General features: G+C 65.6%; 23 protein-coding genes. 9 read left to right on the forward strand and 14 right to left on the reverse strand.

Annotated elements, in window-relative coordinates; translation table 11 throughout:
• Positions 1-29: 29 nt before the first annotated feature.
• Genes R2770_02675 through mbhE form a run of 4 tightly spaced genes read right to left on the reverse strand, consistent with a single transcriptional unit; the run spans position 30 to position 4,598 of the window.
• Positions 30-1,514 (reverse strand): proton-conducting transporter membrane subunit, encoded by a 1,485-nt coding sequence (locus tag R2770_02675; protein MEZ5279350.1) that lies wholly within the window; start codon positions 1,512-1,514, stop codon positions 30-32.
• Positions 1,511-1,900 carry an NADH-quinone oxidoreductase subunit K gene (locus tag R2770_02680; protein MEZ5279351.1) on the reverse strand — a complete coding sequence of 130 codons (390 nt, stop codon included), beginning with the start codon at positions 1,898-1,900 and terminating at the stop codon, positions 1,511-1,513. The genes R2770_02675 and R2770_02680 overlap by 4 nt, the downstream gene beginning before the upstream one ends.
• Positions 1,897-2,334 (reverse strand): MnhB domain-containing protein, encoded by a 438-nt coding sequence (locus R2770_02685; protein MEZ5279352.1) that lies wholly within the window; start codon positions 2,332-2,334, stop codon positions 1,897-1,899. The genes R2770_02680 and R2770_02685 overlap by 4 nt, the downstream gene beginning before the upstream one ends.
• Entirely contained in the window at positions 2,331-4,598 is a 2,268-nt protein-coding gene (gene mbhE / locus R2770_02690; protein ID MEZ5279353.1) for a hydrogen gas-evolving membrane-bound hydrogenase subunit E, read from the reverse strand. The genes R2770_02685 and mbhE overlap by 4 nt, the downstream gene beginning before the upstream one ends.
• Positions 4,599-4,722: 124 nt before the next feature.
• Here mbhE and R2770_02695 point away from each other — a divergent pair, with 124 nt between their 5' ends.
• Complete coding sequence (locus R2770_02695) at positions 4,723-5,892, forward strand: D-arabinono-1,4-lactone oxidase (GenBank protein ID MEZ5279354.1); 1,170 nt, start codon at positions 4,723-4,725, stop codon at positions 5,890-5,892.
• A 9-nt stretch (positions 5,893-5,901) separates the two neighbouring features.
• Here R2770_02695 and panB read toward each other — a convergent pair whose 3' ends face one another.
• Positions 5,902-6,753, reverse strand: a complete 852-nt coding sequence (panB, locus tag R2770_02700; GenBank protein ID MEZ5279355.1) for a 3-methyl-2-oxobutanoate hydroxymethyltransferase — start codon at positions 6,751-6,753, stop codon at positions 5,902-5,904.
• 62 nt (positions 6,754-6,815) lie between these two features.
• Between panB and R2770_02705 the strand changes: the two genes are divergently transcribed.
• Entirely contained in the window at positions 6,816-8,069 is a 1,254-nt protein-coding gene (locus R2770_02705) for a Rieske 2Fe-2S domain-containing protein (protein ID MEZ5279356.1), read from the forward strand.
• Here the strand turns inward: R2770_02705 and R2770_02710 are convergent.
• On the reverse strand, positions 8,066-9,004 hold the full coding sequence (locus R2770_02710) for a phytanoyl-CoA dioxygenase family protein (protein ID MEZ5279357.1): 939 nt from the start codon (positions 9,002-9,004) through the stop codon (positions 8,066-8,068). The genes R2770_02705 and R2770_02710 overlap by 4 nt on opposite strands.
• Positions 9,001-10,479, reverse strand: coding sequence for a 4-hydroxyphenylacetate 3-hydroxylase N-terminal domain-containing protein (locus R2770_02715; protein MEZ5279358.1), 1,479 nt, complete (start codon positions 10,477-10,479; stop codon positions 9,001-9,003). Before R2770_02715 ends, R2770_02710 begins: the two co-directional genes overlap by 4 nt.
• Before the next feature lie 100 nt (positions 10,480-10,579).
• On the opposite strand from R2770_02715, the gene R2770_02720 reads away from it, so the two are divergent.
• Positions 10,580-11,461, forward strand: coding sequence for an LLM class F420-dependent oxidoreductase (locus tag R2770_02720; GenBank protein MEZ5279359.1), 882 nt, complete (start codon positions 10,580-10,582; stop codon positions 11,459-11,461).
• Positions 11,458-12,243: a hypothetical protein gene (locus R2770_02725; protein MEZ5279360.1), complete on the forward strand. Its 786-nt coding sequence runs from the start codon at positions 11,458-11,460 to the stop codon at positions 12,241-12,243. Before R2770_02720 ends, R2770_02725 begins: the two co-directional genes overlap by 4 nt.
• Before the next feature lie 12 nt (positions 12,244-12,255).
• On the opposite strand, the gene R2770_02730 is transcribed toward R2770_02725, so the two are convergent.
• Entirely contained in the window at positions 12,256-12,579 is a 324-nt protein-coding gene (locus R2770_02730) for a hypothetical protein (GenBank protein MEZ5279361.1), read from the reverse strand.
• A 382-nt stretch (positions 12,580-12,961) separates the two neighbouring features.
• Between R2770_02730 and R2770_02735 the strand changes: the two genes are divergently transcribed.
• Complete coding sequence (locus R2770_02735) at positions 12,962-14,176, forward strand: acyl-CoA dehydrogenase family protein (protein MEZ5279362.1); 1,215 nt, start codon at positions 12,962-12,964, stop codon at positions 14,174-14,176.
• Positions 14,173-15,414: an acyl-CoA dehydrogenase family protein gene (locus R2770_02740; GenBank protein ID MEZ5279363.1), complete on the forward strand. Its 1,242-nt coding sequence runs from the start codon at positions 14,173-14,175 to the stop codon at positions 15,412-15,414. Before R2770_02735 ends, R2770_02740 begins: the two co-directional genes overlap by 4 nt.
• Here the strand turns inward: R2770_02740 and R2770_02745 are convergent.
• Positions 15,411-15,827, reverse strand: a complete 417-nt coding sequence (locus tag R2770_02745; protein ID MEZ5279364.1) for a hypothetical protein — start codon at positions 15,825-15,827, stop codon at positions 15,411-15,413. The two genes, R2770_02740 and R2770_02745, sit on opposite strands and share 4 nt — an antisense overlap.
• 60 nt (positions 15,828-15,887) lie before the next feature.
• Here R2770_02745 and R2770_02750 point away from each other — a divergent pair, with 60 nt between their 5' ends.
• Positions 15,888-16,682 carry an SDR family oxidoreductase gene (locus tag R2770_02750; GenBank protein MEZ5279365.1) on the forward strand — a complete coding sequence of 265 codons (795 nt, stop codon included), beginning with the start codon at positions 15,888-15,890 and terminating at the stop codon, positions 16,680-16,682.
• 27 nt (positions 16,683-16,709) lie between these two features.
• Here R2770_02750 and R2770_02755 read toward each other — a convergent pair whose 3' ends face one another.
• From R2770_02755 to R2770_02770, 4 genes are all read right to left on the reverse strand, one after another.
• Positions 16,710-17,576 carry a cysteine synthase family protein gene (locus R2770_02755; protein MEZ5279366.1) on the reverse strand — a complete coding sequence of 289 codons (867 nt, stop codon included), beginning with the start codon at positions 17,574-17,576 and terminating at the stop codon, positions 16,710-16,712.
• A gap of 186 nt (positions 17,577-17,762) precedes the next feature.
• Complete coding sequence (locus R2770_02760) at positions 17,763-18,926, reverse strand: acyl-CoA dehydrogenase family protein (protein MEZ5279367.1); 1,164 nt, start codon at positions 18,924-18,926, stop codon at positions 17,763-17,765.
• Positions 18,927-18,948: 22 nt separating this feature from the next.
• Complete coding sequence (locus R2770_02765; GenBank protein ID MEZ5279368.1) at positions 18,949-19,566, reverse strand: cyclase family protein; 618 nt, start codon at positions 19,564-19,566, stop codon at positions 18,949-18,951.
• A complete protein-coding gene (locus R2770_02770; protein MEZ5279369.1) occupies positions 19,563-20,783 on the reverse strand; it encodes a cytochrome P450 in 1,221 nt (406 codons plus the stop codon). Before R2770_02770 ends, R2770_02765 begins: the two co-directional genes overlap by 4 nt.
• 95 nt (positions 20,784-20,878) lie before the next feature.
• Between R2770_02770 and R2770_02775 the strand changes: the two genes are divergently transcribed.
• Together R2770_02775 and R2770_02780 are read left to right on the forward strand one after the other, a co-directional pair.
• A complete protein-coding gene (locus R2770_02775) occupies positions 20,879-22,018 on the forward strand; it encodes an alpha-D-ribose 1-methylphosphonate 5-triphosphate diphosphatase (GenBank protein MEZ5279370.1) in 1,140 nt (379 codons plus the stop codon).
• Positions 22,015-22,587, forward strand: coding sequence for a hypothetical protein (locus R2770_02780; protein MEZ5279371.1), 573 nt, complete (start codon positions 22,015-22,017; stop codon positions 22,585-22,587). The genes R2770_02775 and R2770_02780 overlap by 4 nt, the downstream gene beginning before the upstream one ends.
• 100 nt (positions 22,588-22,687) lie before the next feature.
• Here the strand turns inward: R2770_02780 and R2770_02785 are convergent, their stop codons facing one another.
• On the reverse strand, positions 22,688-24,781 hold the full coding sequence (locus tag R2770_02785; GenBank protein MEZ5279372.1) for a serine hydrolase domain-containing protein: 2,094 nt from the start codon (positions 24,779-24,781) through the stop codon (positions 22,688-22,690).
• Between the last annotated feature and the right edge of the window lie 26 nt (positions 24,782-24,807).

Here is a 24,807-nt window from a genome sequence, read left to right on the forward strand (position 1 = left end):
CACTCCGCGACGGAAGGTGAAAAAGCCCATCACCGCGCCTCCTCGGCTGTGTCGATGGCCGATCCGCGCAGCTCCTCGGCTGCGGTCCGGGAAAGGCTGTGGAGCCCGCCGGCAAACATCGAAATGAACAGGGTTCCAGCCACCGCCAGCCCCGTAGCAGCGAACATGATTCGCCGATTGGTGTCAGACACCGGCACAGGGTTGGTCTTGGCGTCGGAGTCGACCCCCCAGAACACCCCCAGCCAGATCTTCGTCATCGACAGCAACGTCAATGCACCACCCACCAGCGCAGCCACCACGATCGCAACCGATGCTTCGTCGACCGCGGCGCCGATGACGGCGAACTTGGCGACGAAGCCCGAGAACGGAGGCAGCCCAGCAAGGCTCATAGCGGGCACGGCGAACATCACAGCGATCAACGGTTTGCGCCGGGCCAGCCCGCCCGAAAGGTCGAGCGACCCGGTGCCCTCGTGGTTCTCGATCAGGCCGCCGACCAGGAACAACACGGTCTTGACCGGCATGTGGTGGATCAGGAACAGGATCGCCCCGGTCAGACCGGCCACCGAGAACAGGGCCAGGCCCATCAGCATGTAACCGATCTGGCTGATCACATGGAACGACAGGATCCGCTTGACATCGCTTTGTGCCAAGGCCCCGAAAGCGCCGACGATCATGGTGATTCCTGCGACCACGAGCATCACCGGCCCGAGGTCGTCCATGCCCGTGAGCGAGTGGAACCGGATCAGCGAGTAGATGCCGATCTTGGTGAGCAGCCCAGCGAACACCGCCGTGATGGTGGTGGGTGCCGTCGGGTACGAATCGGGCAACCACGAGAACAGAGGGAACACGGCGGCCTTGGTTCCGAACACCACGAAGAACCAGGCGCCGATACCCAGGCGGGCGCCGTCGTCGAGCATCGGCACCCGCTCGGCCAGCAGCGCCATGTTGACCGTGCCTGTCGAGGCATACACATAGGCCAGGCCCAACAAGAACAGCGTCGAGGCCAGCAGGTTCATCGCCACATACGACATACCCGACCGGATCTGGTCTCGTTGCCCCTGGTGGGTCAGCAGCACATAGCTCGAAACCAGAATCAGCTCGAAGGCGACGAACAACGTGAACAGGTCGCCGGTCAGAATCGACAACGACACGCCGGTGGTCAACACGCCCAGCAGCGGGCCCGACAGCTCGGGGTTGGCGCCCCAGGCCGTGCGACGCTGGCCGATAGCGAACAGCTCGACAACGAAGATGATCGTCAGAGCGACGGGCAGCACCAGGACGGCGAACGTGTCGGCCACCAGCTCGATGCCGAGCTCGGGCGACCATCCACCCACTCGCAGACGATACGACCCCTCGTCGGAGACTCGCACCAGCATGGCGATCGAGGCCGCCGCGGCGGCGAACAGACCCAGGGTCGTGATGACGTCGCGCCAATGTGGACTCTTGCGAAGGGCCAACGAGCCCGCGGCACTGGCCAGCGGGGCCAGGATGGCCGTGGCGATCAACCAGCTCATCGCGTGTCGCCTCCGGTGGCTGCGCTGCGGGGCTCGGCCTCGCCGCGGGCGATGCGCCTGTCTTCGACATCATCTTCGACCAGGTCGTCGCCGGTCAGGACGTTCTGACGCCGCGCCAGCGCCAACAGGAACAGCGTCAGGCCGAAGCTGATCACGATGGCGGTCAGGGCCAGGGCCTGGGGGAGGGGGTTGGCCGATTCGGCCGCCGGTGTGGCGTCGGCCAGCGGGGCACCGCCAGCGGGGCCGCCGGCGGTCAGCAGCGACAGGACTGCGGCATGCCCCAGCAGCGAGAAGCCGAGCACGATGCGGCTGAGCGAGCGGGCGGTGATGAGGTAGATGCCAACACCGGTAAGGCCGCCAATGGCGAGAATCAACGAGGCGCTCATCGGTCGGACCGCCTGCGGTTCTCGTTCAGTTCGGTGGCGCCCATGCCCTCCAGCACGGCCACGACCAGGCCGACCACGATCGCCAGCACGCCAACATCGAATATCAGCGCCGAGCCCGTCTTGGCCTTGCCCAACAGCGGCAGCTCTCTGGACACGATGGCCTGGTCGAGCAGCGGATCTCCCCACAGCATTGGTGCAACGGCCACGGCCACCACGGTGACGATGCCGACGATCAACAGGCGAAAAGCATCGGTGGGTCGCTGCAGGCCGGCGATCGTTCGCAGCGCCACGACGGCGCCAACCACGAGCCCGGCCGAAAAGCCTCCACCTGGGCGGTTGTGCCCTGCGAACAGCAGATAAGTGGACACGACAAGGGCGAACGGGGTCGCGGCCCGAATGCCCAGGGTGGCCAGGGGTGAGTGGACCGCGATCATGTGGCCCTACCTCCATGGTCGTGTTCGGGGCGCGATCCGCCCAACCTCGACAGGGCGAGGATGCCGATGGCCACGGTCGCCAGCACCACGACCTCTCCCAGGGTGTCGAGGGCGCGCATGTCGGTGAGGATGACGTTCACGACGTTGTTGCCGCCGCCCTCGGCGACCGCTTGGTCGGTCAAGGCCTCGATCGGGGCGGTGCCTGTGGGCTTTGATCCGGCCGAGGCGAGCGCCACCATCACCGCCACGGCGAAGGTGGAGGCCACCGCTATTCGAACGCCGCGCCAGGCCAGGCCCGCGGGCGGAAAGCGACGAGCCAGGTGGCCGAGGCCCACCACGAACCCGACGACCACCACTGTCTCGACCAGCAGCTGGGTCAAGAACAGGTCTGGGGCGCCGTGAACCACGAACAGGCCGCTGACGCCTATTCCCACGGCGCCAAGGGTGAGGGCGGCCCCAAGCCTCGAGTCGACGAACGCTCCGCCAACGGCAGCGCCGATGACGGCCAAGGCGATGAAGCCCTGGATGGGCGTGTCCCACACGACCAGGTGCTGGGTGTCGAAATCGGTGGCGAACGGCACCGCGGCAAGCGCAGCGCACGCAGTCATGGTGATGATGTAAACGGGCAACGAGCCGTGCTGGACCCGCGCTGTGACGAAACGAGCAACCTTCAGCACCGAGTCGAACAGCATGTCGGCGGTGGCGGCACCCAGTGGCCTTGGCGCCGTGACACTGCGGCGCGACAGCGCCGCGCCCAGAGCAGAACCCACCGCCAGAATCGCCAACGATATGACCAGGCCAGTGGTCAGCCCGGGCCAGCGGATCAGGTGATACTTCGATGACCCGTCGTCGAGCAGTGTCGCAGCGTCCCTAACCAGGGCGTCGGGAACGCTCACCACCACAAAGCCCGCCAAACCGGCCGCGCCAAGGGTGACCGCAGGAATCGTCATGGTCCACCTGCGGGGCTTCACGGCGGTGTCGGCGTCGCCGCCGAAGGTACCTATCAGGAAGCGCAGCGTGTAGGCAACGGTCAGAACCGAACCGACGAACACGATGGCGCCGACGATCACCGCCCGGGTGCCTTCCATGACCAACACGGCTTCGACGGCGGCTTCCTTGGCCATGAATCCGAGCAGAGGCGGAGCTCCCGCCATCGACATGGCGGCCACCACCGCCACTGCGAAGGCGATTGGCATCTTGCGCCACAGCCCGCCGAGCTCGGAGATCTCGCGCGTGCCGGCGCGGATGTCGACCTCGCCGACCACCAGGAACAGCGCAGCCTTGAACAGAGCATGGGCCGTGACCACGGCAAGTGCGGCAAAGGTCGCCTTGGCTGTGCCGGCCGACAACAGAGCGATCATGAATCCCAGCTGCGAAACGGTGCCCCAGGCCAGTATCAGCTTTGCGTCGGTCTGGCGCAGGGCGCCGATGGCACCCCACATCATCGAGATACCGCCGAACACCAGGCCCAGGTCGTCCCATACCCGGACCGCGCTGAAGATGGGCCCGGCCAACGCGACCAGCAAGACACCGGCTTTGACCATGGTCGCCGAATGCAGGTAGGCGCTGACCGGTGTGGGGGCGGCCATGGCCCCGGGCAGCCACACGTGGAACGGGAACTGTGCCGACTTCGTGGCGGCGGCCACCATGACCAGAACCGCCGCTGTGGCACCGGCCGCGCCCGACACGGTTCCCATCTCGGACAGCACCGAAGTGCCGGTCTCGCGAGCGACTATCAGCAAGCCTGCCAGCAGGGACAGGCCGCCGGCGCCAGTGATCAGCAGCGCGCGTCTGGCGGCAGCCAGCACGTCTGAGTAGGTGTCCTTGTGGCCCACCAGCAGGAAGGAGGTGACCGAGGTGAACTCCCAGAAGATGAACAGAGTCCAGATCGAGTCAGCCAGGACGAGGCCGAGCATCGAAGCCGAGAAAGCGAGCAACGAGGCCGGGAAACGGCCGTTGCGTTCGGTGGCACCGAAGTAGCCGGTGGCGTACACGAACACCAGGGCTCCGATGCCCGAAACCAGAAGTGCCATCAGCGAAGCCAAGGGGCCGGTGGCGAATCTGAAGGTGAGGTCGAGGCCCTCGACCCACGTGATCTCCGACGTCGTTACCTCGCCGTCGCCTGCCAACTGCATGCCGGCCCAAACGGCCGTGATAGCGGGCGCGATCGAGGCGGCTACGAGTCCAGTTCTCAATGAGCGAGTGCCTGCCAGGCCGGCGATGACGACGCCGACCAGGTGCAGGCCTAGTAGCCAGAGGATCACGGTTGGGATTGTATAGATCTACTCAAACAGGTCAACAGAAAAGCGCGTAAAAAAATGTGTGTGTTATGAAAGATGTGTTTCACGAAACTGTCGGCTGATCTGTGCGTCGGCTTATTGTCTTGGCATGAGATGGCAGAACTGGTCGACCAGCGAGTCGTGTAAGCCCGAGTCGATCCACTTCGCGAGAACGCTCGAGGATGCTCAGGCCGTGGTGGCCCACAGCGCGACGGCCGGGCGCACCGTCCGTGTGGCGGGATCTGGGCACAGCCACTACCGGTTGGTGCCAAACGACGGCGTGATCCTGGACATGTCTGGCATTACGGGCCTCATATCGGTCGACACCGCCAACTCGACCGCTCGGATTCATGGCGGTACGACGATCTTCGCGCTGGGGCGCCAACTCCTCGAGCATGGTCTGGCGCTGTACAACCAGGGTGACATCGATCGCCAGGCGATTGCTGGGGTTGTCGCAACCGGTACCCACGGCACCGGACGCGGCCTGGGCAACTTCTCGGCGGCCGTTCGCTCCATGAAGGTCATAGACCCAAGCGGAGAGCTGGTCGAGCTGTCACCGAACTCGAACCTCGACACCTTCCAAGCCGCTCGCCTGAACCTGGGCGCATTCGGTGTGGTCGCAGAGGTCGAGTTGGCCGTCCGCAGCGCCTATCGCCTGTCCGACCATGTGGTCATGCGCGACTATGCCGATGCGCGGGCGTCGATAGGGCCTGCTCTCGAGCAGCACAGGCACGCCGAGTTCTTCTGGTACCCCCAGAGCGACGAGGCGATGTTCAAGACCATCGACGAGACCGACCAGGAGCCTGTGTACCCGGTGGCAGACGAGGGCAGCCGAACGGCCTGGAGCTTCGAAGTGCTGCCGAGCCACCGCCCGCACCTGCACACAGAGATGGAGGTTGCAGTGCCCGTTGCCGAGTCGCTCGACTGTCTCGACGAGATCCGCTCGATGGTCAGGTCACAGTTCCCCGAACTGATGTGGCCCATCGAATACCGCACTGTCGCCGCCGACGATGTGTGGCTGTCGCAGGCCTACGAGCGCGAGGTCGCGACGATCTCGCTTCATCAGGGCATCGGCCAGCCCGCCGAACCGGTGTTTGGCGCAGCGGGTGAGATATTCGCTCGTTATGGCGGCCGTCCACACTGGGGCAAGGTGCACTATCTCGACGGCGAAGGGCTGGCTCGGGTTCACCCGCGCTGGAACGACTGGTGGCAAAGGCGCGACGCGTTCGACCCCGACGGCGTGTTCTTGAACGACCGCATGCGGTCGTGGCGTACCTAGGCGGTCTGGTCAGCCGCCGTACTCGTGCTCGGGTGCGGGGTACACACCAGACTCGACCTCTTCGCGGAAGTTGATCGCAGCCTGCAGCAGGGTGTCGCCGATGCTGGCGTACTGCTTGACGAAGCGGGGGATTCGGCCGCGGTTGAAGCCGGCCCAGTCGCTCCAGACCAGCAGCTGGCCGTCGCATTCGGGGCCTGCGCCAACCGAGATCGTGGGGATCTCGAGCTCGGCGGTGACGCGTCCTGCGATCTCGGACGGCACCATCTCCATCACGACTGCGAAGGCGCCGGCATCTTCGACTGCGTGGGCGTCTTTCAGCAGGGCTTCCTCGCCCTCGTCGCCGCGCCCCTGGATGATGTGGCCACCCAGTCCGTGTTCGCTCTGCGGCGTGAAGCCGATGTGGGCCATGACGGGAATTCCGGCTCGCACGATTCGTTTGATCTGTTTGTAGCTGCGGACGCCGCCTTCGAGCTTGACCGCGTGGCAGCCGGTCTCCTTCATGAAGCGTGTGGCCGTGTGCAGCGCCTGGTCTGGTCCGTTCTCGTACGAGCCGAACGGCATGTCGCCCACCACAAGGGCTCGCTTGGCACCGCGCACCACCGCTGCCGTCAGCGGAATCAGTTCGTCGACGGTGACCGGCAGTGTGGTGTCGTACCCGAAGACCGTGTTGCCCGCCGAATCGCCCACCAGCAGGAAGTCGATGCCTGCATCGTCGAAGATCGAGGCCGACAGATAGTCATAGCTGGTCAGCCCAGTGATCTTGATGCCCTGTTCTTTGGCCCGCCTGAAGTGGCGGGTGCGCACCCTCTTCAGCGCCGGATTGCTGTCGGCAGTGCTGTACGGGCGTTCTTCGTCATTCACGGTTCCACGGTACTCGGCCGTCGGCATTCGGTGAAGGCGAGGCGATCTGCCAGGATTGGAACATGACGACGATCGACAACGGCCAGGCCGCAGTCGCGGGACCGGCCGACGATGGGCGGGCCTACGGCCGCCAGCCAGGTACCTGGGACGACGAGCTGGTGCGTGTGGAGGCCGGCACGCCCGCGGGCGAGTTGCTGCGGCGCTACTGGCATCCATTCGCCCGCAGCGAAGAGGCGACCACCCGCCCGGCCGAGGTGCGGCTGCTCGGCGAGGACCTCGTGTTGTATCGCGACGGCTCGGGCAAGCCGGGGCTGCTGGAGCCACGCTGCTGCCACCGCGGCACGACCCTGTATTTCGGTCGGGTCGAGGACACAGGCATCCGATGCCCCTATCACGGGTGGTTGTTCGATGCCGATGGTCAATGCCTGGACCAGCCCTGTGAACCCGACCGCGGCCGCAACAAGGCCTCTTATCGCCAGCCGTGGTACCCGGTCGAGGAGTACAACGGCCTGTTGTTCACCTACATGGGACCGGCCGACAAGCAGCCGGTGTTCCCTCGCTACGACATCTTCGAAGACCTCGACGACGAGGTCGAGGAGATAGTCATAATCGACCACTTCGCATTCGGTGGTCCGGTCGAGGCACCGTGCAACTGGTTCCAGACCCACGAAAACGCGATGGACCCCTATCACGTGTTCATCCTGCACAACGCGATCAGCGGCCCCCAGTTCGATCCCCGGCTCGAGATATGGCCGGCCATCGACTGGCAGCGTCATCCGTGGGGGGTGACCGCCACCCAAGACCGCAAGCTGCCCGACGGCACCACGCTGCACCGCATTACCGAGGTTCGAGTGCCCACCATGCGGGTCATACCGACGCCGACCCTGGCCTATCTGGGCAAGACCAACAACCTGTCGTGGGCGGTGCCGATTGACGCAACGACCACCAAGGTCTACGCCATGGTGCGCAAGCCCAAGAACCAACCGGCGCAAGGCCTGCCCGTCTACGGCGGAGACAAGACCTGGTTCGAACTCACCGACGAAGAGCACCAGCTCTATCCGGGTGACTACGAGACCCAGGTGGGTCAGGGTCCGATCACCTTGCACTCCGACGAGCGGCTGTCGTCGAGCGACAGGGGAGTGTCCATGGTGCGTCGCCAGTTCAAAGAGCAGGTGCGCATCGTGGCCGAAGGTGGCGACCCCATTGGTGTGTCGTTCGACCCTGCCGACGCGGTGGTGTCTGTGATCGCCGGCAACTACATCGTCGACGACCACACCGACCTGTCGACCATCCCGATCTCCGAAACGCTCGGCTAGTCGCCCCAAACCCGCGGGAAGCGGGCAGCACCATCCAGCGAATCGCCGTCGGCCAGGCCGGTCGTGTGCCGGAACGGTTCGGGTGACGAAGCCCGCTGGCGAAACACCACGTCGTCGCCGGCATACCTGACCGACGCTGCGCGCCTGATCCGGTCGGCGGTCTTGTTGCCCGTCGAACCATGCAGCATGCGCCAATCGTGGACGATGACGTCGCCCGGTTCGGCGGGAAAGTGGCGAACGTCGTATGCGAGTGGATTGGCCTCGATATCGGGAAGATCTTCCAGGTCGTCATAGGAGATGCCTGGAATGCGCGACGTTCCCGTCTCGGTGCTGAAGTCGCTGGGCTTGAACGTCTTGCCCCACAGGTGGCTGCCGATCACGTATCCCATGGCACCGCTGTCGAGGGTGACCACATCGACCGGCACCCAGCACACCGCCACCTTCGTTCCGTCGAGCAGCCAGAACGGTTTGTCCTGGTGCCACGGCGTTCGCACCCGCGAGCCAGGCTCCTTCAAGAACAACTGATCGCTGTAGAGGTTGACTCGAACGCTGGAGGTCAGGGCGGCGACGATCTGGGGCAGGGGTCCTTCGCAGTGGTGACGGCGCAGACCCTCGTGCCACGAGCACGCGTCTGTTTCGACGATGGAGCGGCCCGTCGGCACGCCACCGGGCTCTACGGCCAGCCTCTCGGTATGGCGCTCGAGCAGGTCGCGGACGCGGGTGACCATGTCGGCACGGCTGCCCACCGTGCTCTCGCCCGTGGCCAGGCCCGACAATGCGGTGGCATCGGCCTCGCGATCGAACACCTGCTGCATGGCGGTTCTCAGGCGCTCGACCCACTGGGGTGGGTAGATCGAGCGAAGCAGTACGACACCGTCGCGCAGGTAGGTCTCGACCTCGTCGGGCGTGACATCGCGCAACGGCGATGCACTCATCGGTTGCCCCGCTGTTCGGTGGCGGCCAGGAACCGATCGATCAATTGATCGCCGCGATCGCGGTTGGGTTGGGCGTACAGCCTCTCGATGGTGAGGTGGGTGCGCTTGGGCGAGCCCAGGTAGTGGCGCTCGTACAGGTCGTTGCGCATGCCCAACGACGAACCGACGAAGTCCCAGGCCATGCGGAAGATCTGGGCCCGCTTGTGGGTAGGCATGTCGCCGCCACCGTGCAGGAACTCCTCGCACAGTGCGCTGATGCGTTCGTCGCTGAGCTGAGCCTTGGTGGGGGCGGCCAACAGGTTGGCGTTGCCGATGGTTCGGATGATCTCGTTGGTGCGCACCATCCATTTGGGCAGCAGGGCCCGCAGCGGGTGCAGGGCGCGGCCCTCGGGGTGCACCAGGCCGTCCTCGCTGGTGACGGCCCGGTCTTCGGCGCACAACAAGCACGATCGCGTGGTCTCCACGTAGGTGTAGATCTCGCCCAGCATGTCCCTGGTGCCATCGGAGTTGTCGTTGGTGGCCTCGGCCATCAGCCCGGCCAGGCGGTACAAGAACTCGAGCTTGGTCAGGGCCCTGATGGTGGTCTGCTGCATGATGTTGGGCCACCACGGGCTGGTGTGCATGACCAGGTTGTAGGCCCTGATGTCGCCGTCGATGAACAGGTTCTCCTTGGGTACCTCGACGTCGTCGAAGATGCAGTAGGCGTCTTGTTCGTCGAAGTGGTGCGAGAACGGGGCGTCCAGCGGGTTGGCCACATCGCGGCTGAAGCTGTCGCGACACAAGAACACCAGGCCCGGGGCGTCCATGCTGACGGTGAACGCCAGCGCATAGGCCGGGTTCGAGTCGGGCGGCACAGGGGCACCCGGATAGACGGTTTGTTCATCGGCGAACGGGGCCAGCGTGGCCAGCATCCTGGCGCCGCGGACCACGATCGAGTCCTTGGTCTCGCCGACCTTGTGCAGGGGGATTGGGTTGTCTACGAAGTTGAAATCGGTCTGCTTGTCGATTACCGGATGCACGATGGTGTGGGTCAGCGACAGGTCGTCGCGGCGCAGCCGCTTCTGGAACTCGACCAGGTTTTCGTAGCCCTGTGCGTTCTCGCCGTTCTCGCCGGCCCATCGGATCTTGTCGGCGGCGAACCCGGCGAACGTGACGTTCATGTAGTCGGGGGTGCGCCCCATCGTGCCCAAGCTCAGCTCGGCTATGCGCACCAAGCCTTCGTGGCGACGCTTCAGGTCCTCGATCGAGCGAGGCTGCATGTGGGTGATCGAGATGTCCTCGCCGTTGTCGGGGTCGGCCATCACCAGCCGGTCGGGGGCATCGTGGTGTACGTCGTAATAGTCGGCGATGGCCTTGGCACCCTCGGCCAGCGCCGGATGATCGACCACGGACTCCACACGTTCGTCGCCCAGCCAGATCTCGCGGCCGGTCGACCTGAGCCCGTCCAGGTATTGCTGGCCCGTGCGCACCGCCATTTGAACCCCCAAAGATGCAAAACTGAGTGCGCTCAGTTGTAGTCCCGCGCCGGTCGCGAGGCAAGCTGGACAACCAGATAACCATTCGATCGGAGACGCCGTGAAGCTGACGGCCATGTTGTCGAACACCGCCATGGGCACCGACTGGGGCTTCATCCGCGACGCGGTGGTCGGTCTCGAGGAATCGGGTCTAGATGGGGTTTCGGTGAACGACCACGTTGTCGGAGGCCACCCCGATCGAGCGGCCGGCCAAAAGGTGCACACCCACGCGGTGGCGGTCCACGAGCCGTTGGTGATGCTGAGCTTCATCGCAGCGGTGACATCGCGCCTCGAGCTGGCGACCGCCATCTTGATCCTGCCCCAACGCCAGACGACGTTGGTGGCCAAGCAGGTCGCACAGATCGACTTGCTGTCCGGCGGTCGCATGAGGTTGGGTGTCGGCGTAGGCCGCAACTGGATGGAATACGAGGCGTTGGGCGAAGACTTCTCGAACCGCGGCCGTCGCATCGAAGAACAGGTCGAGGTGTTGCGCCGGTTCTGGAGCCAAGACCTGGTGACGTTCTCGGGTGCCTGGCACCAACTCGACCGGGTGGGTCTGAACCCGACCTCGGTGCAGCGTCCGGTGCCGGTGTGGATGGGAAGCTTCGTTGGCGGCACCACCGACAAGGTGCGCGACCGGATCGCCCGGCTTGCCGATGGTTGGTTGCCCCAGTCTTCACCCGAGGTGCTGGCTCCCGAACTGGCCAGAGTTCGCCAGATGGTCGAGGGCCACGGCCGTGACCCATCGTCCCTTGGCGTCGAACCCACCATGAGGCTGTCGCCGAGCGACGACGCAGGGGCATGGGTCGCCAGTGCCGAGGCCTACGCGGCACTGGGCGTCACCCATCTGAAGGCGGCCACCACCGAGGGTGAGCCCGCTCAAAGGCTCGAGTTGATGTTGAGGTGGCTCGAAGCCGTCGGTCACCTGCGGGAGTTGAGATGAACCACCAATCCCAGAGGCCCGACGTCGCGGCCACGATCGAGCGTGTTCTGAAGCCGATCCAACAGTTCACCCGAGGTTGGATGATGGCCGACGCGACCACCGAATATGGCGAGCGCGAGCTGGGCCTCGATCGTGTCAGCCGCCAGTTCTGGCTGGTGGGCCGGGCGGGGGTGTTGGGCTCGTGCCCTGCAGAGGTTGCCGCCGGAGCGCTTGCGTTTCACGCGCCAGACAAGGTCGCCGCGGCATGGAACTCGCTGCCCGCCGGCGTTACCCATAGCGAGGTTGCCCAGCACTACGCCGGACGCTGCATCGAGTGGGGCGAGCGGGTTCTGCCCATGTTCGAACCCCAGCGGCTCGACGCGATCGATTCGCTGGGCCGTCGCATCATCGACGCCGCCCCCGACGCCCTGGGACCGCTGTTCGCCGGCTGGAGGGCCCTGCCCATTCCGGGTTCGGTGTTCGGGCGCGTCGCCCTGACGACTCAGGTCATGCGTGAGATGCGAGGGGCGGCACACATAGCCGCGGTGCTATCGGTGGGCCTCAGCCCGCTCGATGCGATCTTGGCGTCTACCAACGCACCGCCCCGGACGGGCCCCGAGTATGCAATTCGTATGGGGTTCGAGCCGCCGTTCAGAGACCCGGGCGAGGTCATGCAGGCCCGTCTAGAAGCCGAGAGCGTCACCTCTCGCATTCTCGAGCCCTTCTTCTCGGTGCTGTCGCCAGACGAGATGGCGACCTTCGGCGAAGTCGTCGAGACCACCCGCAACGCCATCGACATGTGACGTTGGCAGCGATCAGTCGATCGGGGTCATTCTCCACAAGGCGACGCGGAAGTCTTCGGCCAGCCAGCCGAGGGTGTGTTCGAGGCTGTGGCCTCGGGCGGTGTGGCGTTGCATCCGCAGGTACCAACGGGCGAACAGGTTGCCGGCCAGCGTCTGCACCGGCACCGTGTCGTCGAGGCGACCGCCGGCCTGGTTTCGTTCGAGCAGGGCGGTGAGGCGCCCATAGATCGACCGCATGAAGTCGTCGACCCCTGTGCGTGCAGGTTCCTCGACGTATTCGAGCTGTCTGAAATAGGCCCTGGCTAGCTCGATCTCGCCGTGGTGCACACGTGACATGGCCGAACAGCGACATCAGTTGGTGCAGAACCGGGTCTGACTCGTCGACCAGTTCGACGGCTTCGTCCCATGCCCGGCCCGCCGAGCGCCGAAAGACGCTGACCAGAAGGTCCTCCTTCGAGCCGACGTACAGATACAGCGTTCCCTCGCCAACGCCGGCCTCGGCGGCGATCTGGGCCGTGGTGGTCGACTCGAACCCCTGGGCGCGAAACAATGAATCGGCGGCTTCGAGTATGCGGCGCTGCTTGTCGGCCTTGTTCTGTTCACGTTTGGTGAGGCCCTCGGACATCGGCCCCAGGGTAGGTCGCCCGAATTCGGGGCAGCCGCATCGGTGTCGCTACAGTCCGCTCTGTCGGTGGGGCTGACACAGCGAGGGGGATTCATGAGCGCAGCAGATCTCGACGAGTTCAGGTCCAGGTGCCGGGCGTTTCTGGAAGCGAACGCCACGGGCATCGACGTCAGCGAGGTCGACGACCCGCGCAGCGACAAGGCGCTGGCCCAAGCCAAGAGTTTCCAGGGCAAACTCGCCGACGCCGGGCTTGCGGGCCTGATGTACCCGACCCAGTACGGCGGACAGGGCCTGACCGCGGAACACGAGCGCATCTGGCGCGAGGAAGCCGGCAAGTTCCCACCCATGACCAGGCAGCTGTCGATAAGCCAGGGCATGTGCCTTCCGATGCTGAATGAGTACGGCACCGATCAGCAACGTCAGACGTACCAGGCGAGGCTGATCCGCGCCGACGAGGTGTGGTGTCAGATGTTCTCCGAGCCCGGTGCCGGCTCCGACGTCGCCAGCCTGCAGTCGCGTGCCGTGAAAGACGGCGACGAGTGGGTCCTGAACGGCCAGAAGGTGTGGACGACCCTGGCCCACGTGTGCGATCGAGGAATCGTCATAGCCCGCACCGACCCCGACCAGCCCAAGCACCGCGGTATCTCGATGTTCATCCTCGACATGACGGCGCCGGGGGTCGAGATCCGCCCGATCCATCAGGTCGACGGTGGCATGAGGTTCAACGAGGTCTTCTTCAACGACGTACGCATTCCCGCCGACCACCAGATCGGTCCGCTCAACGAGGGTTGGCGCCTGGCCACCGCAATGTTGATGTACGAGCGGGTGGCCATCGGAACCGGTCAGACCGGCGGCATCGCCCACGAACGCGCAGACCACCTGATCGATCAGGCCAGACGTCGGGGCAATATCGGTGACCGCATGCTGCGCCAAGAGTTGATGCGGCTCTATACCGCCGAGGTGTGCCAGAGCCTGGTTGCATCGCGCACCAGGGCCGAGGTCAAGGCTGGGCGTACCCCTGGGCCCGGAGGCTCGCTGGGCAAGCTGGCCGGGGCCAACATCGCCCGTCGGTTCCGGGCTTTGTCGTTCGCCATTCAGGGAGCCGGCGGTGTGGCCTGGGCACGCGACGACGAGTGGACGCCACAGGCTGTGCGCAACAGCCTGGCGACCCTTTCGAGCCACATCGCAGGTGGCACGGACGAGATCCAGCGCAACATCATCGGCGAGCGGGTTCTGGGACTGCCCAGAGAGCCCTCCCTCGACAAAGACCTGCCGTTTCGCGAGCTGAGAGTTGGTACCCAGGCATGAGCATCACCGAAGCCAGCGTCAGGTCGGAGGTCCTCGAGTGGTTCCACAACAGCTGGAACCCAGACCTTTCGCTGATCGAATGGCGCCGGATCCTGGTCGACGCCGGCTGGGCCGTTCCCTCTTGGTCGTCGCGGTGGTTTGGGCGCGACCTGCCCGCTTGGGCCGACCGGGTTGCCCACGCCGCAATCCGCGAAGCCGGTGGGGTCGCCGTGCCTCTGGGCGGTGGGTTCGGGCTGGCGGCGCCCACGATCTACGACCACGGCTCTGACGAGCTGAAAAAGCGATTCCTGCGGCCCACACTGACCGGCGAGCTGCTTTGGTGCCAGCTGTTCAGCGAGCCGGTGGCGGGCTCGGATCTGGCCGGCCTGAAGACCACCGCTGTTCGCGATGGTGATCACTGGATCGTCAACGGTCAAAAGGTCTGGAACACCAGCGCCCACCACGCCGACATGGGCATCCTGGTGGCCCGCACCGATTGGGATGTGCCGAAACACGCCGGCCTGTCGTACTTCCTCATCGACATGCACCAAGACGGAGTCGAGGTGCGACCGATCGAGCAGATGAACTATCACAACTCGTTCAACGAGGTCTTCCTGACCGACGCGATCGTGCCCCACGACAACCTCGTCGGTGAGCTGGGAGGCGGTTGGAAGGTGGCGCGGGGCACCCTTGCCCACGAGAGGAGTTTCTCGTCGAGCCGTTCGGTGCATTTCGCCCCGGGTGCATCGGGGCGTGTCGTCGACGAGGCGCGCGAAGAGTACGACGAGTGGAAGAAGACCTACGAGTGGTACCCCCAGCGCGCTGGTCGGGTCGATCTGCTGATCGACCGGGCAACCGAGGCCGCCAAGACCGACGATGCGATTCTGCGACAAGAACTGATGAAGGTCTGGTCGTTCAATCGCGCCGCCGAGCTGACAGCGGCGCGGGCCCGCGGCGCCCGCGAGCTGGGCAGGCCACCGGGATCTGAGGGTTCGATCGGCAAGTTGGCCCTGTCGGAGGTGGCCAGGCAGAGCAATCGGGTACACACGACGATCGCCGGGCCCGACGCCATGCTGAAGACGACGTCAGACCCTGTGCACGAGGTGATAGCCGAAGTGTTGGTGTCGACTCCTGCGCAGTCGATAGCCGGCGGCACCGACGAGATTCAGCACAACATCTTGGGCGAGAACATCCTGGGCTTGCCCAAGGAGCCGTCCGTGGATCGGGGTGTGGCTTTTCGTGACGTCGGGCGCCGCTAGCCGTCGGCCGAATCGCGCAGCCACGGAGTGTGGCTGAGGCCCACGAGCAACCCCTCGGGCCCCAGCAGCCTGGCGATGGTCTGGCCCCACGGCTCGACCCTGGCGTGGTGTATCAGCGTGTGGCCGGCGTCGGCTAGTTCGTCGGCGGCTGCGGCCACGTCGTCGACCTCGAACTCGATGGTGGCCTGGGGCACCGGCAGATGCGAGGGCCACTCGCTGGTGCCAAAGCACGACTGAGCCGCATCGGCCAGCGGCCACACACCCAGGTGTTTGGTGCCCTCGAACCCGTCGACGGCCACATAGTCGCCGGTTACGGGCGCAAGCGGCAGCCCGAGAGTGTCGACGTAGAACCGCCGCGCGCTGGTTGGGTCTGGGGCGATTGTGGCGAACCCGGCCACGAAGAGGATCTGCATGGTCGCCATTGTGGCCCCGGGCTGGGACACCGGCCGCACCGCCATCTACTGTCGGGCTCCATGGAACTGAAGGACAGGGTCACGGTCGTCACCGGTGCAGGCAGCGGCATCGGCAGGGAATCGGCGAAGGCGTTCGCCGCCGAGGGGGCGCGCCTGGTGGTGGTGGCCGACCTCGACGAGTCGAAGGCCCAGGCGGTGGCCGCCGGCATAGGCGACTCGGCCATCGGTGTGGGGCTCGACGTCGCCGACCGCGATGCGGTGTTCGGTCTTTGCCATCAGATCGAAGACCAGCATGGCCCGATCGACGTGTTCTTCTCGAACGCGGGCTATGGGCAGCAGGGCGGCCTGGACCTGTCGGTCGGCGACTGGCAGCGCATGATGGATGTCCATTTCACGTCGCATCTATACGTGGCTCAGGCGTTGGTACCAGGCATGGTCGCCAGGGGAGAGGGCTACCTGTTCTCGACCGCGTCGGCCGCAGGCTTGTTGACACAGATCGACTCGGGCCCTTACGCCGTTTCGAAGGCGGCAGCGGTCGCGTTCGCCGAGTGGCTGGCCATCAACTACGGCGGTCAGGGTGTTCGTGTGTCGGTGCTGTGCCCCCAGGCGGTGCGCACCAACATCATCGGCGACGACCTCACGCAGTGGGACACCGGCAAGCAGGCGGCCCTCGATGGGGTGCTCGAACCAGAGCAGGTCGCCCAGATGGTGGTCGACACCATTCGCGACGAAACGTTTCTGCTGCTGCCTCATGAGCAGGTTGCGACCTATATGCAACGCAAGGCCACCGACCCCGGTCGCTGGATTGCGGGCATGCAGAGGTTCAAGCAGCGCCTCGACGCCCAGAACACCTGACCCCGGGCGAGCCCCGACGGGCGAACCCTAGAGCTGGTTCCAGGGGCTGCCAGAAAGATACTTCCACCCTGCGTCTGGCAGCAGTGCCACGGCCGTGCCGCCGTACTTGTCGAGCACGGCTTGGGCGGCGTACACGACGGCTCCGGACGAGGTTCCGGCGAAGTGACCCTCGTGCATCATCAGCCCGTGCACCGTCTTTTCGGCCAGCTCCTTGCTGACCTCCCACCGCTCGTCGACCAGGCTCAGGTCGGCCACGGGCGGCTGGAACGGATCGAGCTGGCTGCGCATCCCACCGATGGGGTCCTCGACATAGGGCTCGACGGAATGGACCCTGGTGGTGGGCCAGGCCTTCTTGATGCCCCGGCTGTTGCCGGTGAGGGTGCCCCCGGTGCCGTAGGCGCCCAAGAGGTGATCGGCTGGAGCGTCGAGCGGCCAGTCGCGGACGATCTCGGGCGCCGTTCCGAACTCGTGAGCAGCCGGGTTGGCAGGATTGCCGTACTGATAGACCATGTGCCCCTCGCCGGCGGCGACCAGCTCCTTGGCATGGGCGATGGCGTCGTTGGGGCCACCCGGCACGATTATCAACTCGGCGCCATAGGCCCGCAGGATCTGCTTGCGCTCTTCGGTTGCCGTGCTGGGCAAGCAGATTGCGCACGGGTGACCGTACAGCAGCGCCACTCGGGCCAGACCGATGCCGGTGTTGCCCGACGTGGCTTCGATCAGCGGCTTGCGATCTGGCAGGAGACCCCGGCGCTTGGCATCGTGGAACATCGACCACGCCGGGCGGTCCTTGATGGAGCCTGTCGGGTTGTACCACTCGAGCTTCGCGAACAGCCGAGTTCCGTCGGGAGCCATGTTGCGTAGCTCGACGAGTGGAGTGTTTCCCGGCTTCATGCGGTGCCTTCCCGATTGGGCGGTCGTGGGGATTGGCCCAGTCGTGCTTTACCCGGGCACGAACGTATCAAACCCGACTTGACCGATCATAATTCCCTGGTTTGTCGGTTTCTACCCGGTGTGGCGTACTTCACCGTGAGTTTGTCCGGTGTTCACCCACCCCACCCCAGCGGGTGGGGCGTGGGACTATTCCGCCAGGAGTTCGCCGGCGATGATCATCTTGCGGACCTCTGTGGTGCCGGCCCCGATCTCGAGCAGCTTGGTCGCTCGGAACAGTCGGTTGACCTCAGACTCCCAGATATAGCCCGAGCCGCCGTGGATCTGCACTGCGTTGTCGAGAACCTTGTTGCACATGTCGGCGCAGTACATGACCGAAGCGGCGGTGCGGGCGTGGATCTCGCCCTTGCCGGCCTGAGTCTCGTCTACCTCTGACACCTCGGCCAGCACCTGCCAGCAGAACGTCTTCATCGTCTCGACCCACACATACATGTCGGCCAGGCGCGACTGCACCATCTGGAACGACGAGATCGGCCGACCGAACTGCTCTCTCGCCTTGGCGTATTCGATCGACAACTCGAGAGCTCGCTCGGCGATCCCCAGGTTGATCGGAGCCACCATGGCCCGTTCGTAGTCGAGACCGCTCATCACGACCTGATGCCCCTGGTGCTCGACCCCGACGATGTTCGACGCCGGCACCACCAGGTCTCGCAGCACCAGCTCGGCGGTCGGGCTGCCTCGAAAGCCCATCTTGGTCAGCTTCTGAGCGACCTCGAAGCCGGGCGAGTCGGTTTCGACGATGAAGGCGGTTATTCCCTTCGACCCGCGGCCCTGCTGGGTCTTCGCGTACAGAAGACAGATGTCGGCCACCGGCCCGTTGGTGATGTACAGCTTCGAGCCGTTGATCACATAGGTGTCGCCGTCTCGGACCGCCGTGGTCTTCATCGACCCGAGTGCGTCGGAACCTGCACCGGGTTCGGTCAGGCCGAGACAGCCGATCAACTCACCGTTGCACAACCCAGGCAGATAGCGAGCCTTGAGCTCGTGCGACGCGTTGTTTGCGATGTTGTTGGCGCACAGGTTGTCGTGGGCCACATAGCTGAGCGCAAAGGCGTGATTCCAGCGCGAGAAGGCCTGGGCGACCAGCCCGGCCTCGAGCATGCCCATCTCTGCGCCGCCGAACTCGGCGGGAACGGTCGCTCCCAGCAGGCCGCCTTGGCCGAGCTTGGCGAACATGTCGACGGGAAACCACTCTTCGTCGTCCATCCGCGGGGCCAGCGGATACAACTCGTTGCGGGCGAAGCGATCGGCGGTTTCCAGCAGCGCCTGCTGTTCGTCGGTCAACGACCACATGGGTGAGAACTCCTGGGCGTGTCTAGTTGGAGCGAAGGATGGCACGTACTGGGCTGGCATCGAAACCAGCCAGCGGCAGGGGCAGTGCAACCAGCTCGTAGACGCCTGGCTCGACGTCGGCCAGCACCACACCCTCGAGGATCGCGATCCGGGCGCCGACGCAGATCTTGTGGGTGGGTAGGTCCTTCGACGAGAAGGCGTCGATGCTTGGGGTGTCGATGCCCAGCAGCCGACCGCCGCGCTCGGCCAGCCAGCTGGCGGTGCTTGGGTGAAACGACGCGAAGTCGGTGTTGAAGTGGTCGGGGTCGGGATAGGTGCCGGTGGCCACCAACAGTCGGGGCACCTGCAGAGTCGACGGAAGGTGGTCTGGGGTGACCAGACCGTCGCGACCTACGTCGACCCTGACCACCTGGCACGATCCGATGTAGGCATCGAGGGGCATCTGGTCGATGGTCTCGGCACCCTCGACGATGTGGCTCCACGCATCGGTGTGGGCGCCCAGGTGCACCGTGGCGTGAACCGTCGACAGGTCTACCGAGGAGCCGTCGGCCAGCGTGGCCAGCACCTCACGCGACAGCGACGTGTCGCCCGGCCACACACCCAACCGGGGTGTGGCCCTGGGCGAGATGTCGATGATCAATCGAGAGCAGGACGGGGGTCGAAGGCAACCGGCAGGTTGCGCGGGCCCCTGACCTGACCGCCCGCCCAGGTGACCGCATCGGGGTCTTCGAGGGTGAACTCGGGGATCATCTTGATGAATTCCTCGATGGCCACCTGGATCTCGAGGCGGGCCAGGTTCGATCCGAGGCACCGGTGCTTGCCCGCACCGAACGCGATGTGACGGTTGACCGGGCGGTCGATGATGACCTTCTCGGGGTCTTCGAACATCTCTGGGTCGCGGTTGGCGGCCGGGAATGTCAACAGCACCCGATCGCCCTCCTTGACCTCGTGGTCGCCGATCGTGGTGTCGTAGTTGGCGATGCGAGCCATGGTCACCGCCGAATAGGCCCGCAAGAACTCCTCGACGGCCAGCGGGATTAGCTCGGGGTCGTCGACCAGTCGCTTGAGGTCTTCGGGGTTGTGAGCCAGGTGCCATATCGCCGAACCGATGGTGGACCACGTGGTGTCGATGCCGGCCACCAGCATCAGGCCCAGGTTGCCTCGAATGACCGGCATGGGAATGGGTTCGCCATCGATCTCGCCATGAACCAGGTACGAGATCAGGTCGTCCTTGGGGTTGTCCTTGCGGTCGGCGATCTGCTCGACGAAGAAGTCCTGGATGATGACGCGGTACTTCTCGCGGATCTCGGGGTTGGTCAAGCCGATCTCGAGCGAGCCCTGAACCCATTCGGTGAAGTCGTCGGAGCGATCGGGGTCGATGCCCAGGATCTCGGCGATGACCCGCGGCGGTATCTGCCTGGCGTATTGCTCGGCGGCGTCGCACCTGCCGTCCTCGATGAAGCTGCGAAGCAGCTGTCGACACAGCTCGCGGGTGGGCTCGCGGAAACGCTCGACGGCCTTGGGTGCGAAGAACGGCAGCAGGGCCCGACGCTCTGGGTGATGGTCGGGGTCGTCGCTGGCGATGATCGACCGGATGCGGTTGCCGTCGTCGTCGTAGCTTTGAGGTGTGGGTGCCACCGACACCGAGTACGACGAGAAGGCGTCGGCGTCGTGGGCGACGGCGTTGACCGTCTCGTAGGTCACCGGCATGTGACTGCCGCCCCAGCGCTGGGTGTGCGCCACCGGGCATCCGCCCTGGCGCAGGTCCTGCCATGTCGGATAAGGATCCTTGACGAACTCGTCGTCGAAGATGTCGTAGTCGTCTGCCCAGTTGGAAACCGGCTCTGTAGCGGTCATCGAAGCCCCCTGTGTTTTCCCCTCAGCTACAGATGATCGCGCAACCGTGGCCCCAAGCGTGAATGTTCGAGGCAGGGCGGCCTAAGGTCGGCGCCATGACCGATCTGGCCATCCGAAATGGTCTCGTCCTGATTCCCTCCCAGGGCGAGCCACAACGAGGCGAGGTCGTCATCGAGAGCGGTGTAGTCCGTGCAACCGGCTCATCGCTTGCGACGCGAGCCGTGGACGAGATCGACGCTTCTGGGGCACTGGTCCTGCCCGGGATCGTCGACGTCCACGGCGACGCGTTCGAGCGTTCGATCATGCCTCGCGGCGGCGTCAACATCGACGTGGCCGACGCGCTGGACGACAACGACGCCCAGTTGCTCGCTGCCGGAATCACCACCGCGTTCATCTCTGTCACCGACAGCTGGGAACCTGGCCTTCGCAGCCGCGACGTGCTGCGGTCGATCATCAAGGCGCCGCCCGGACGGGGCCCCGAGCGCCGAATCCACGTTCGCCACGAACGCTGCAACACAGACGATTTCACCGAGTTGACCGACTGGATTCGCGGCGGCGAGATCCACATGCTTTCGTTCAACGACCACACCCCCGGAGCCATCGCTCACACCGACTGGGTAGACCCGGCGCGTGCCGCCAGGGCCGGAGTCTCCACCGACGAGTTCGTCGAGTTGATGCACCAGGCGGTCGAACGCCGTGCGCATGGCCTCGAGCAGGAGCTCGTCTTGGCCAGTGTTTGCCGCGAGGCCGCCTGCCCGGCAGGGTCGCACGATTCGGGTTCCGATGCCGACTTCGACAGAGACATCGCGTTGCAGGTGTCGTTTGCCGAGTTCCCTCTGAACATGGACCTCGCCAAGCGCTACATCGATGCGGGCATTCACGTCTTGGCCGGCGCACCGAATCTGGTGCGCGGCACGTCGCATCTCGGCGGAGTGTCGGCCCGCGAAGCAATCTCATGTGGCGCCGCCGACATGTTGTGCAGCGACTATCACTATCCCTCTGTTCTGCGCGCCCCGTTCGTGTTGGCGCGCCTGGGCCTTTGCACGTTCGAGCAGGCGTGGAGCTTCGTCAGCGAAGCGCCGGCCGCAGTGGCCGGGCTGGTCGACCGTGGCCGCATCGAGGAGGGGGCCGCCGCAGACGTGATCGTCGTGGAACCCCCGGCCGACGGCGCGGGAGCCAGGGTGCGGGCCGTGGTTGTGGGCGGCGAGGTCGTGTACCGGGTGGCTGCACGATGAGCGCCCCCAGCGGGCTTCGCGAGCTGATCCTGTACGCAACGCCCACGGGTGATCTGCAGCGCCAGTGCGACGCGTACTTCGAGCACCTGAACCTGCGCGGGTGGCACACGACCGCTCAGACCTATCCGCCCCACATAACCCTCACAGGCTTCTTCTGGCGTTCTCCGCACACCCATGCACAGGTCGTGCGCTCTGTAGGCGAGGTCGTCGAAGAGTTCGGACCCATCGAGCCCGACGCGGTCCGCATCGAGCGCATCGGCCATCACGACGCCTGGGTGGGCCTGGAGATATCGTCGCAAGCGCTGGCCGACCTGACACACCGTGTGGTCGGCGCCGACATCTACGACCCCGACGAAGACGCGATGCGACCAAAAGACTGGCTGCACCTGTCGCTCGCTTACGGCGATCTGGCCGGGGGCGCGACGCTGACCGATCTGGCCAACCTGGCCAAGGTGCTGATCGACCCCAACGCGTCGGCCGGCTGGGAGGTTGGCCTATGGGAACGGTTGCCGAACGGTCAAGCCGTGCACGGAGCCAACTGGCAACGAATTGAGATGGCTCCCCGCTAGACCACCGGCCATCGATCATCGGCCATCGAGCTGGGCAGCTTGCGCTGGCAGCTCATGAGGCCTGCCGCACCCCGGCGAAGCTAACTTGTCGGGCATGCCTCTAGATCCACAGGTTCAGCCCATCGTCGATGCCGTCAACGCCGCTTCGGCCGAGGCTCCACCCATCTGGGAACAAACCGTCGAACAGCGCCGCGAGGCCTATCTGGCGCTGTCGTCGCTGCCCGGTCCTGGCCCCGACCTGGACCGCGTCGAGGACACCACCATCGCAGGGGTGCCGGTGCGCATATATGCCAACGACGGTGCGCAGGGTGTGTTCATGTTCATCCACGGCGGTGGCTACGTCATCGGTGATCTCGACAGTCACGATCAGCCGTGCCGTCAGATCGCGCTCGAGTCGGGGGCCACGGTGGTGGCGGTTCACTACCGGCTGGCGCCCGAACACCCTTTCCCTGCAGGCATCGAAGACTCGTGGGCGGTTCTTCAGTGGCTCGACCAGAACCGGTCGCAGTTCGGCGGCGACGACACGCGAATAGTGGTCGGCGGCGACTCGGCTGGCGGCAACTTCTCGGCGGTGATGGCCCTGATGGCTCGCGACGCGGGGGTCGACCTGGCCGCTCAGCTGCTGGTCTATCCGGCTGTCGACCAGGACGATCGGTCGCCCAGCATGACCGAGAACGGCGCGGGTTATGTCCTCACCGCCGAGACCATGGACTGGTTCGGGGCCCAGTATCAGGCCGATCCGGCAGATTGGCGGGCCTCGCCCGCACGGGCAACGTCGCACGAGGGGGTTGCACCCGCGCTGATCATCACAGCCGAGTTCGACCCGCTCCGCGACCAGGGCGCGGCCTATGCCCGCCAGCTCGAGGCGGCCGGCGTATCCGTGACCCACACCAACTACGAGGGCCAGGTTCACGTGTTCTTCCAGCTGGGACCCATCGTCGCCGCGGGCGCCAGTGCCGTGTCGCAGGTGGCCGACTTCGCCCGCACAGCCCTGCAGGCCTGACCCGTGCGTTACCCCGCAACGGTTGCGGGGTAACGGGTTCAGCCGGTGATGCGGCGCAGTTCGGCCACCAGGCCGGCGCTGGTTTCGTTGCCGACCATTCCCTGCATCCGGTTCATCACGTAGGCCAAGGTCACCCGGTTGTCGAGGTCGTTGACCACAACAGACCCGCCCCAGCCGCACCACCAGCAGACCCGACCCGAGGTGATTCCCAGGGGGTCGTTCTCGTATGCCAGCGTAACCGAGGCCGAACCTGACGGGCATCGCCAGAGCCAGATCGGTGCCCTCGGCCTGCACCTCGAACAGCTGGTCGATGGTGTCGGCCGACAGCAGCTCGACGCCGCGGGCGGTGCCACCGTTCGAAACCACCGACTGCACGGCCGCAACCGAGCGTGCGTTGCCGTGTCCGTTGGCGGCGCCGATCGTGGCCGCGCGCCACTCGGGCTTCCAGGAATGGCGGGCGTCGACCATGGGGCCGGTGAATGTCTTGACCGCGACCTCGTGGGGCACTTCCTGGGGCGTGGGCGCCGGTGGCGGGATCACCGGCGCGATGCGATCGTGGTTCTCGGGTGGCGAGCCGATGGTGAAGTCGGCGCCGAGGGGACCTGCGATCTCCTCGGCGAAGAACTGCTTGAGGCCGCGGCCGTCGACGCGCCTGATTACCTCACCCACCAAGTGGCCCTGGTTGAGGGCGTGATAGCCCGACGCCGTGCCAGGCACCCACCACGGCGCCTGGACCTCGAGACGCCTGACGGCCTCGTCGTCGTCCATGATGTCGGCGGCTTCGACCGGTCGCTCCCATCCGGACACTCCAGACGTATGGCCCAGCAGGTGCCTGACCTCGATCGACTCCTTGCCGTTCTGCGCGAACTCTGGCCAGTAGGTCGAAACCTTCTCGTGCGGGTCGAGCCCACCCATCTCCATCAACCGCAGGGCGCTCAGCGCGGTCATCGTCTTGGTGGTGGACCACACGTTGGTGATGGTGTCGGCCTGCCACGGCTGGGTCCGTTCGGGGTCGGCCCAGCCTCCCCACACGTCGGTGACGATCTCGCCATCCACCGCCACGGCCAGCGAGGCGCCGACGTCGTATCCGGTCTCGAGCTGGCGCGACAGAAGGTCGACCAGCGGCTGGAAACGCGAGTCGGTCGTGCCCTTCAGCTCGGTTGCTTCGCCGGACATCGAATTGTCGGTCATGGTTGTCCCCCTGCTAGTCGACGGGT

The organism is Acidimicrobiales bacterium, assembly GCA_041394185.1.
Lineage (GTDB): Bacteria > Actinomycetota > Acidimicrobiia > Acidimicrobiales > Poriferisodalaceae > JAAETH01.

Excerpts from the sequence above, each read along its gene's own strand:
- R2770_02780 (MEZ5279371.1), top strand. The coding sequence starts at position 22,015 with ATGAGCGCCCCCAGCGGGCTTCGCGAGCTGATCCTGTACGCAACGCCC.
- R2770_02785 (MEZ5279372.1), bottom strand. The coding sequence starts at position 24,781 with ATGACCGACAATTCGATGTCCGGCGAAGCAACCGAGCTGAAGGGCACG.
- R2770_02745 (MEZ5279364.1), bottom strand. The coding sequence starts at position 15,827 with ATGCAGATCCTCTTCGTGGCCGGGTTCGCCACAATCGCCCCAGACCCA.
- R2770_02750 (MEZ5279365.1), top strand. The coding sequence starts at position 15,888 with ATGGAACTGAAGGACAGGGTCACGGTCGTCACCGGTGCAGGCAGCGGC.
- R2770_02740 (MEZ5279363.1), top strand. The coding sequence starts at position 14,173 with ATGAGCATCACCGAAGCCAGCGTCAGGTCGGAGGTCCTCGAGTGGTTC.
- R2770_02775 (MEZ5279370.1), top strand. The coding sequence starts at position 20,879 with ATGACCGATCTGGCCATCCGAAATGGTCTCGTCCTGATTCCCTCCCAG.
- R2770_02685 (MEZ5279352.1), bottom strand. The coding sequence starts at position 2,334 with ATGATCGCGGTCCACTCACCCCTGGCCACCCTGGGCATTCGGGCCGCG.
- R2770_02730 (MEZ5279361.1), bottom strand. The coding sequence starts at position 12,579 with ATGTCACGTGTGCACCACGGCGAGATCGAGCTAGCCAGGGCCTATTTC.
- R2770_02695 (MEZ5279354.1), top strand. The coding sequence starts at position 4,723 with ATGAGATGGCAGAACTGGTCGACCAGCGAGTCGTGTAAGCCCGAGTCG.
- R2770_02725 (MEZ5279360.1), top strand. The coding sequence starts at position 11,458 with ATGAACCACCAATCCCAGAGGCCCGACGTCGCGGCCACGATCGAGCGT.
- R2770_02680 (MEZ5279351.1), bottom strand. The coding sequence starts at position 1,900 with ATGAGCGCCTCGTTGATTCTCGCCATTGGCGGCCTTACCGGTGTTGGC.
- R2770_02735 (MEZ5279362.1), top strand. The coding sequence starts at position 12,962 with ATGAGCGCAGCAGATCTCGACGAGTTCAGGTCCAGGTGCCGGGCGTTT.
- R2770_02760 (MEZ5279367.1), bottom strand. The coding sequence starts at position 18,926 with ATGTGGTCGTTGACCGACGAACAGCAGGCGCTGCTGGAAACCGCCGAT.
- R2770_02770 (MEZ5279369.1), bottom strand. The coding sequence starts at position 20,783 with ATGACCGCTACAGAGCCGGTTTCCAACTGGGCAGACGACTACGACATC.
- R2770_02705 (MEZ5279356.1), top strand. The coding sequence starts at position 6,816 with ATGACGACGATCGACAACGGCCAGGCCGCAGTCGCGGGACCGGCCGAC.
- R2770_02755 (MEZ5279366.1), bottom strand. The coding sequence starts at position 17,576 with ATGAAGCCGGGAAACACTCCACTCGTCGAGCTACGCAACATGGCTCCC.
- R2770_02710 (MEZ5279357.1), bottom strand. The coding sequence starts at position 9,004 with ATGAGTGCATCGCCGTTGCGCGATGTCACGCCCGACGAGGTCGAGACC.
- R2770_02715 (MEZ5279358.1), bottom strand. The coding sequence starts at position 10,479 with ATGGCGGTGCGCACGGGCCAGCAATACCTGGACGGGCTCAGGTCGACC.
- R2770_02675 (MEZ5279350.1), bottom strand. The coding sequence starts at position 1,514 with ATGAGCTGGTTGATCGCCACGGCCATCCTGGCCCCGCTGGCCAGTGCC.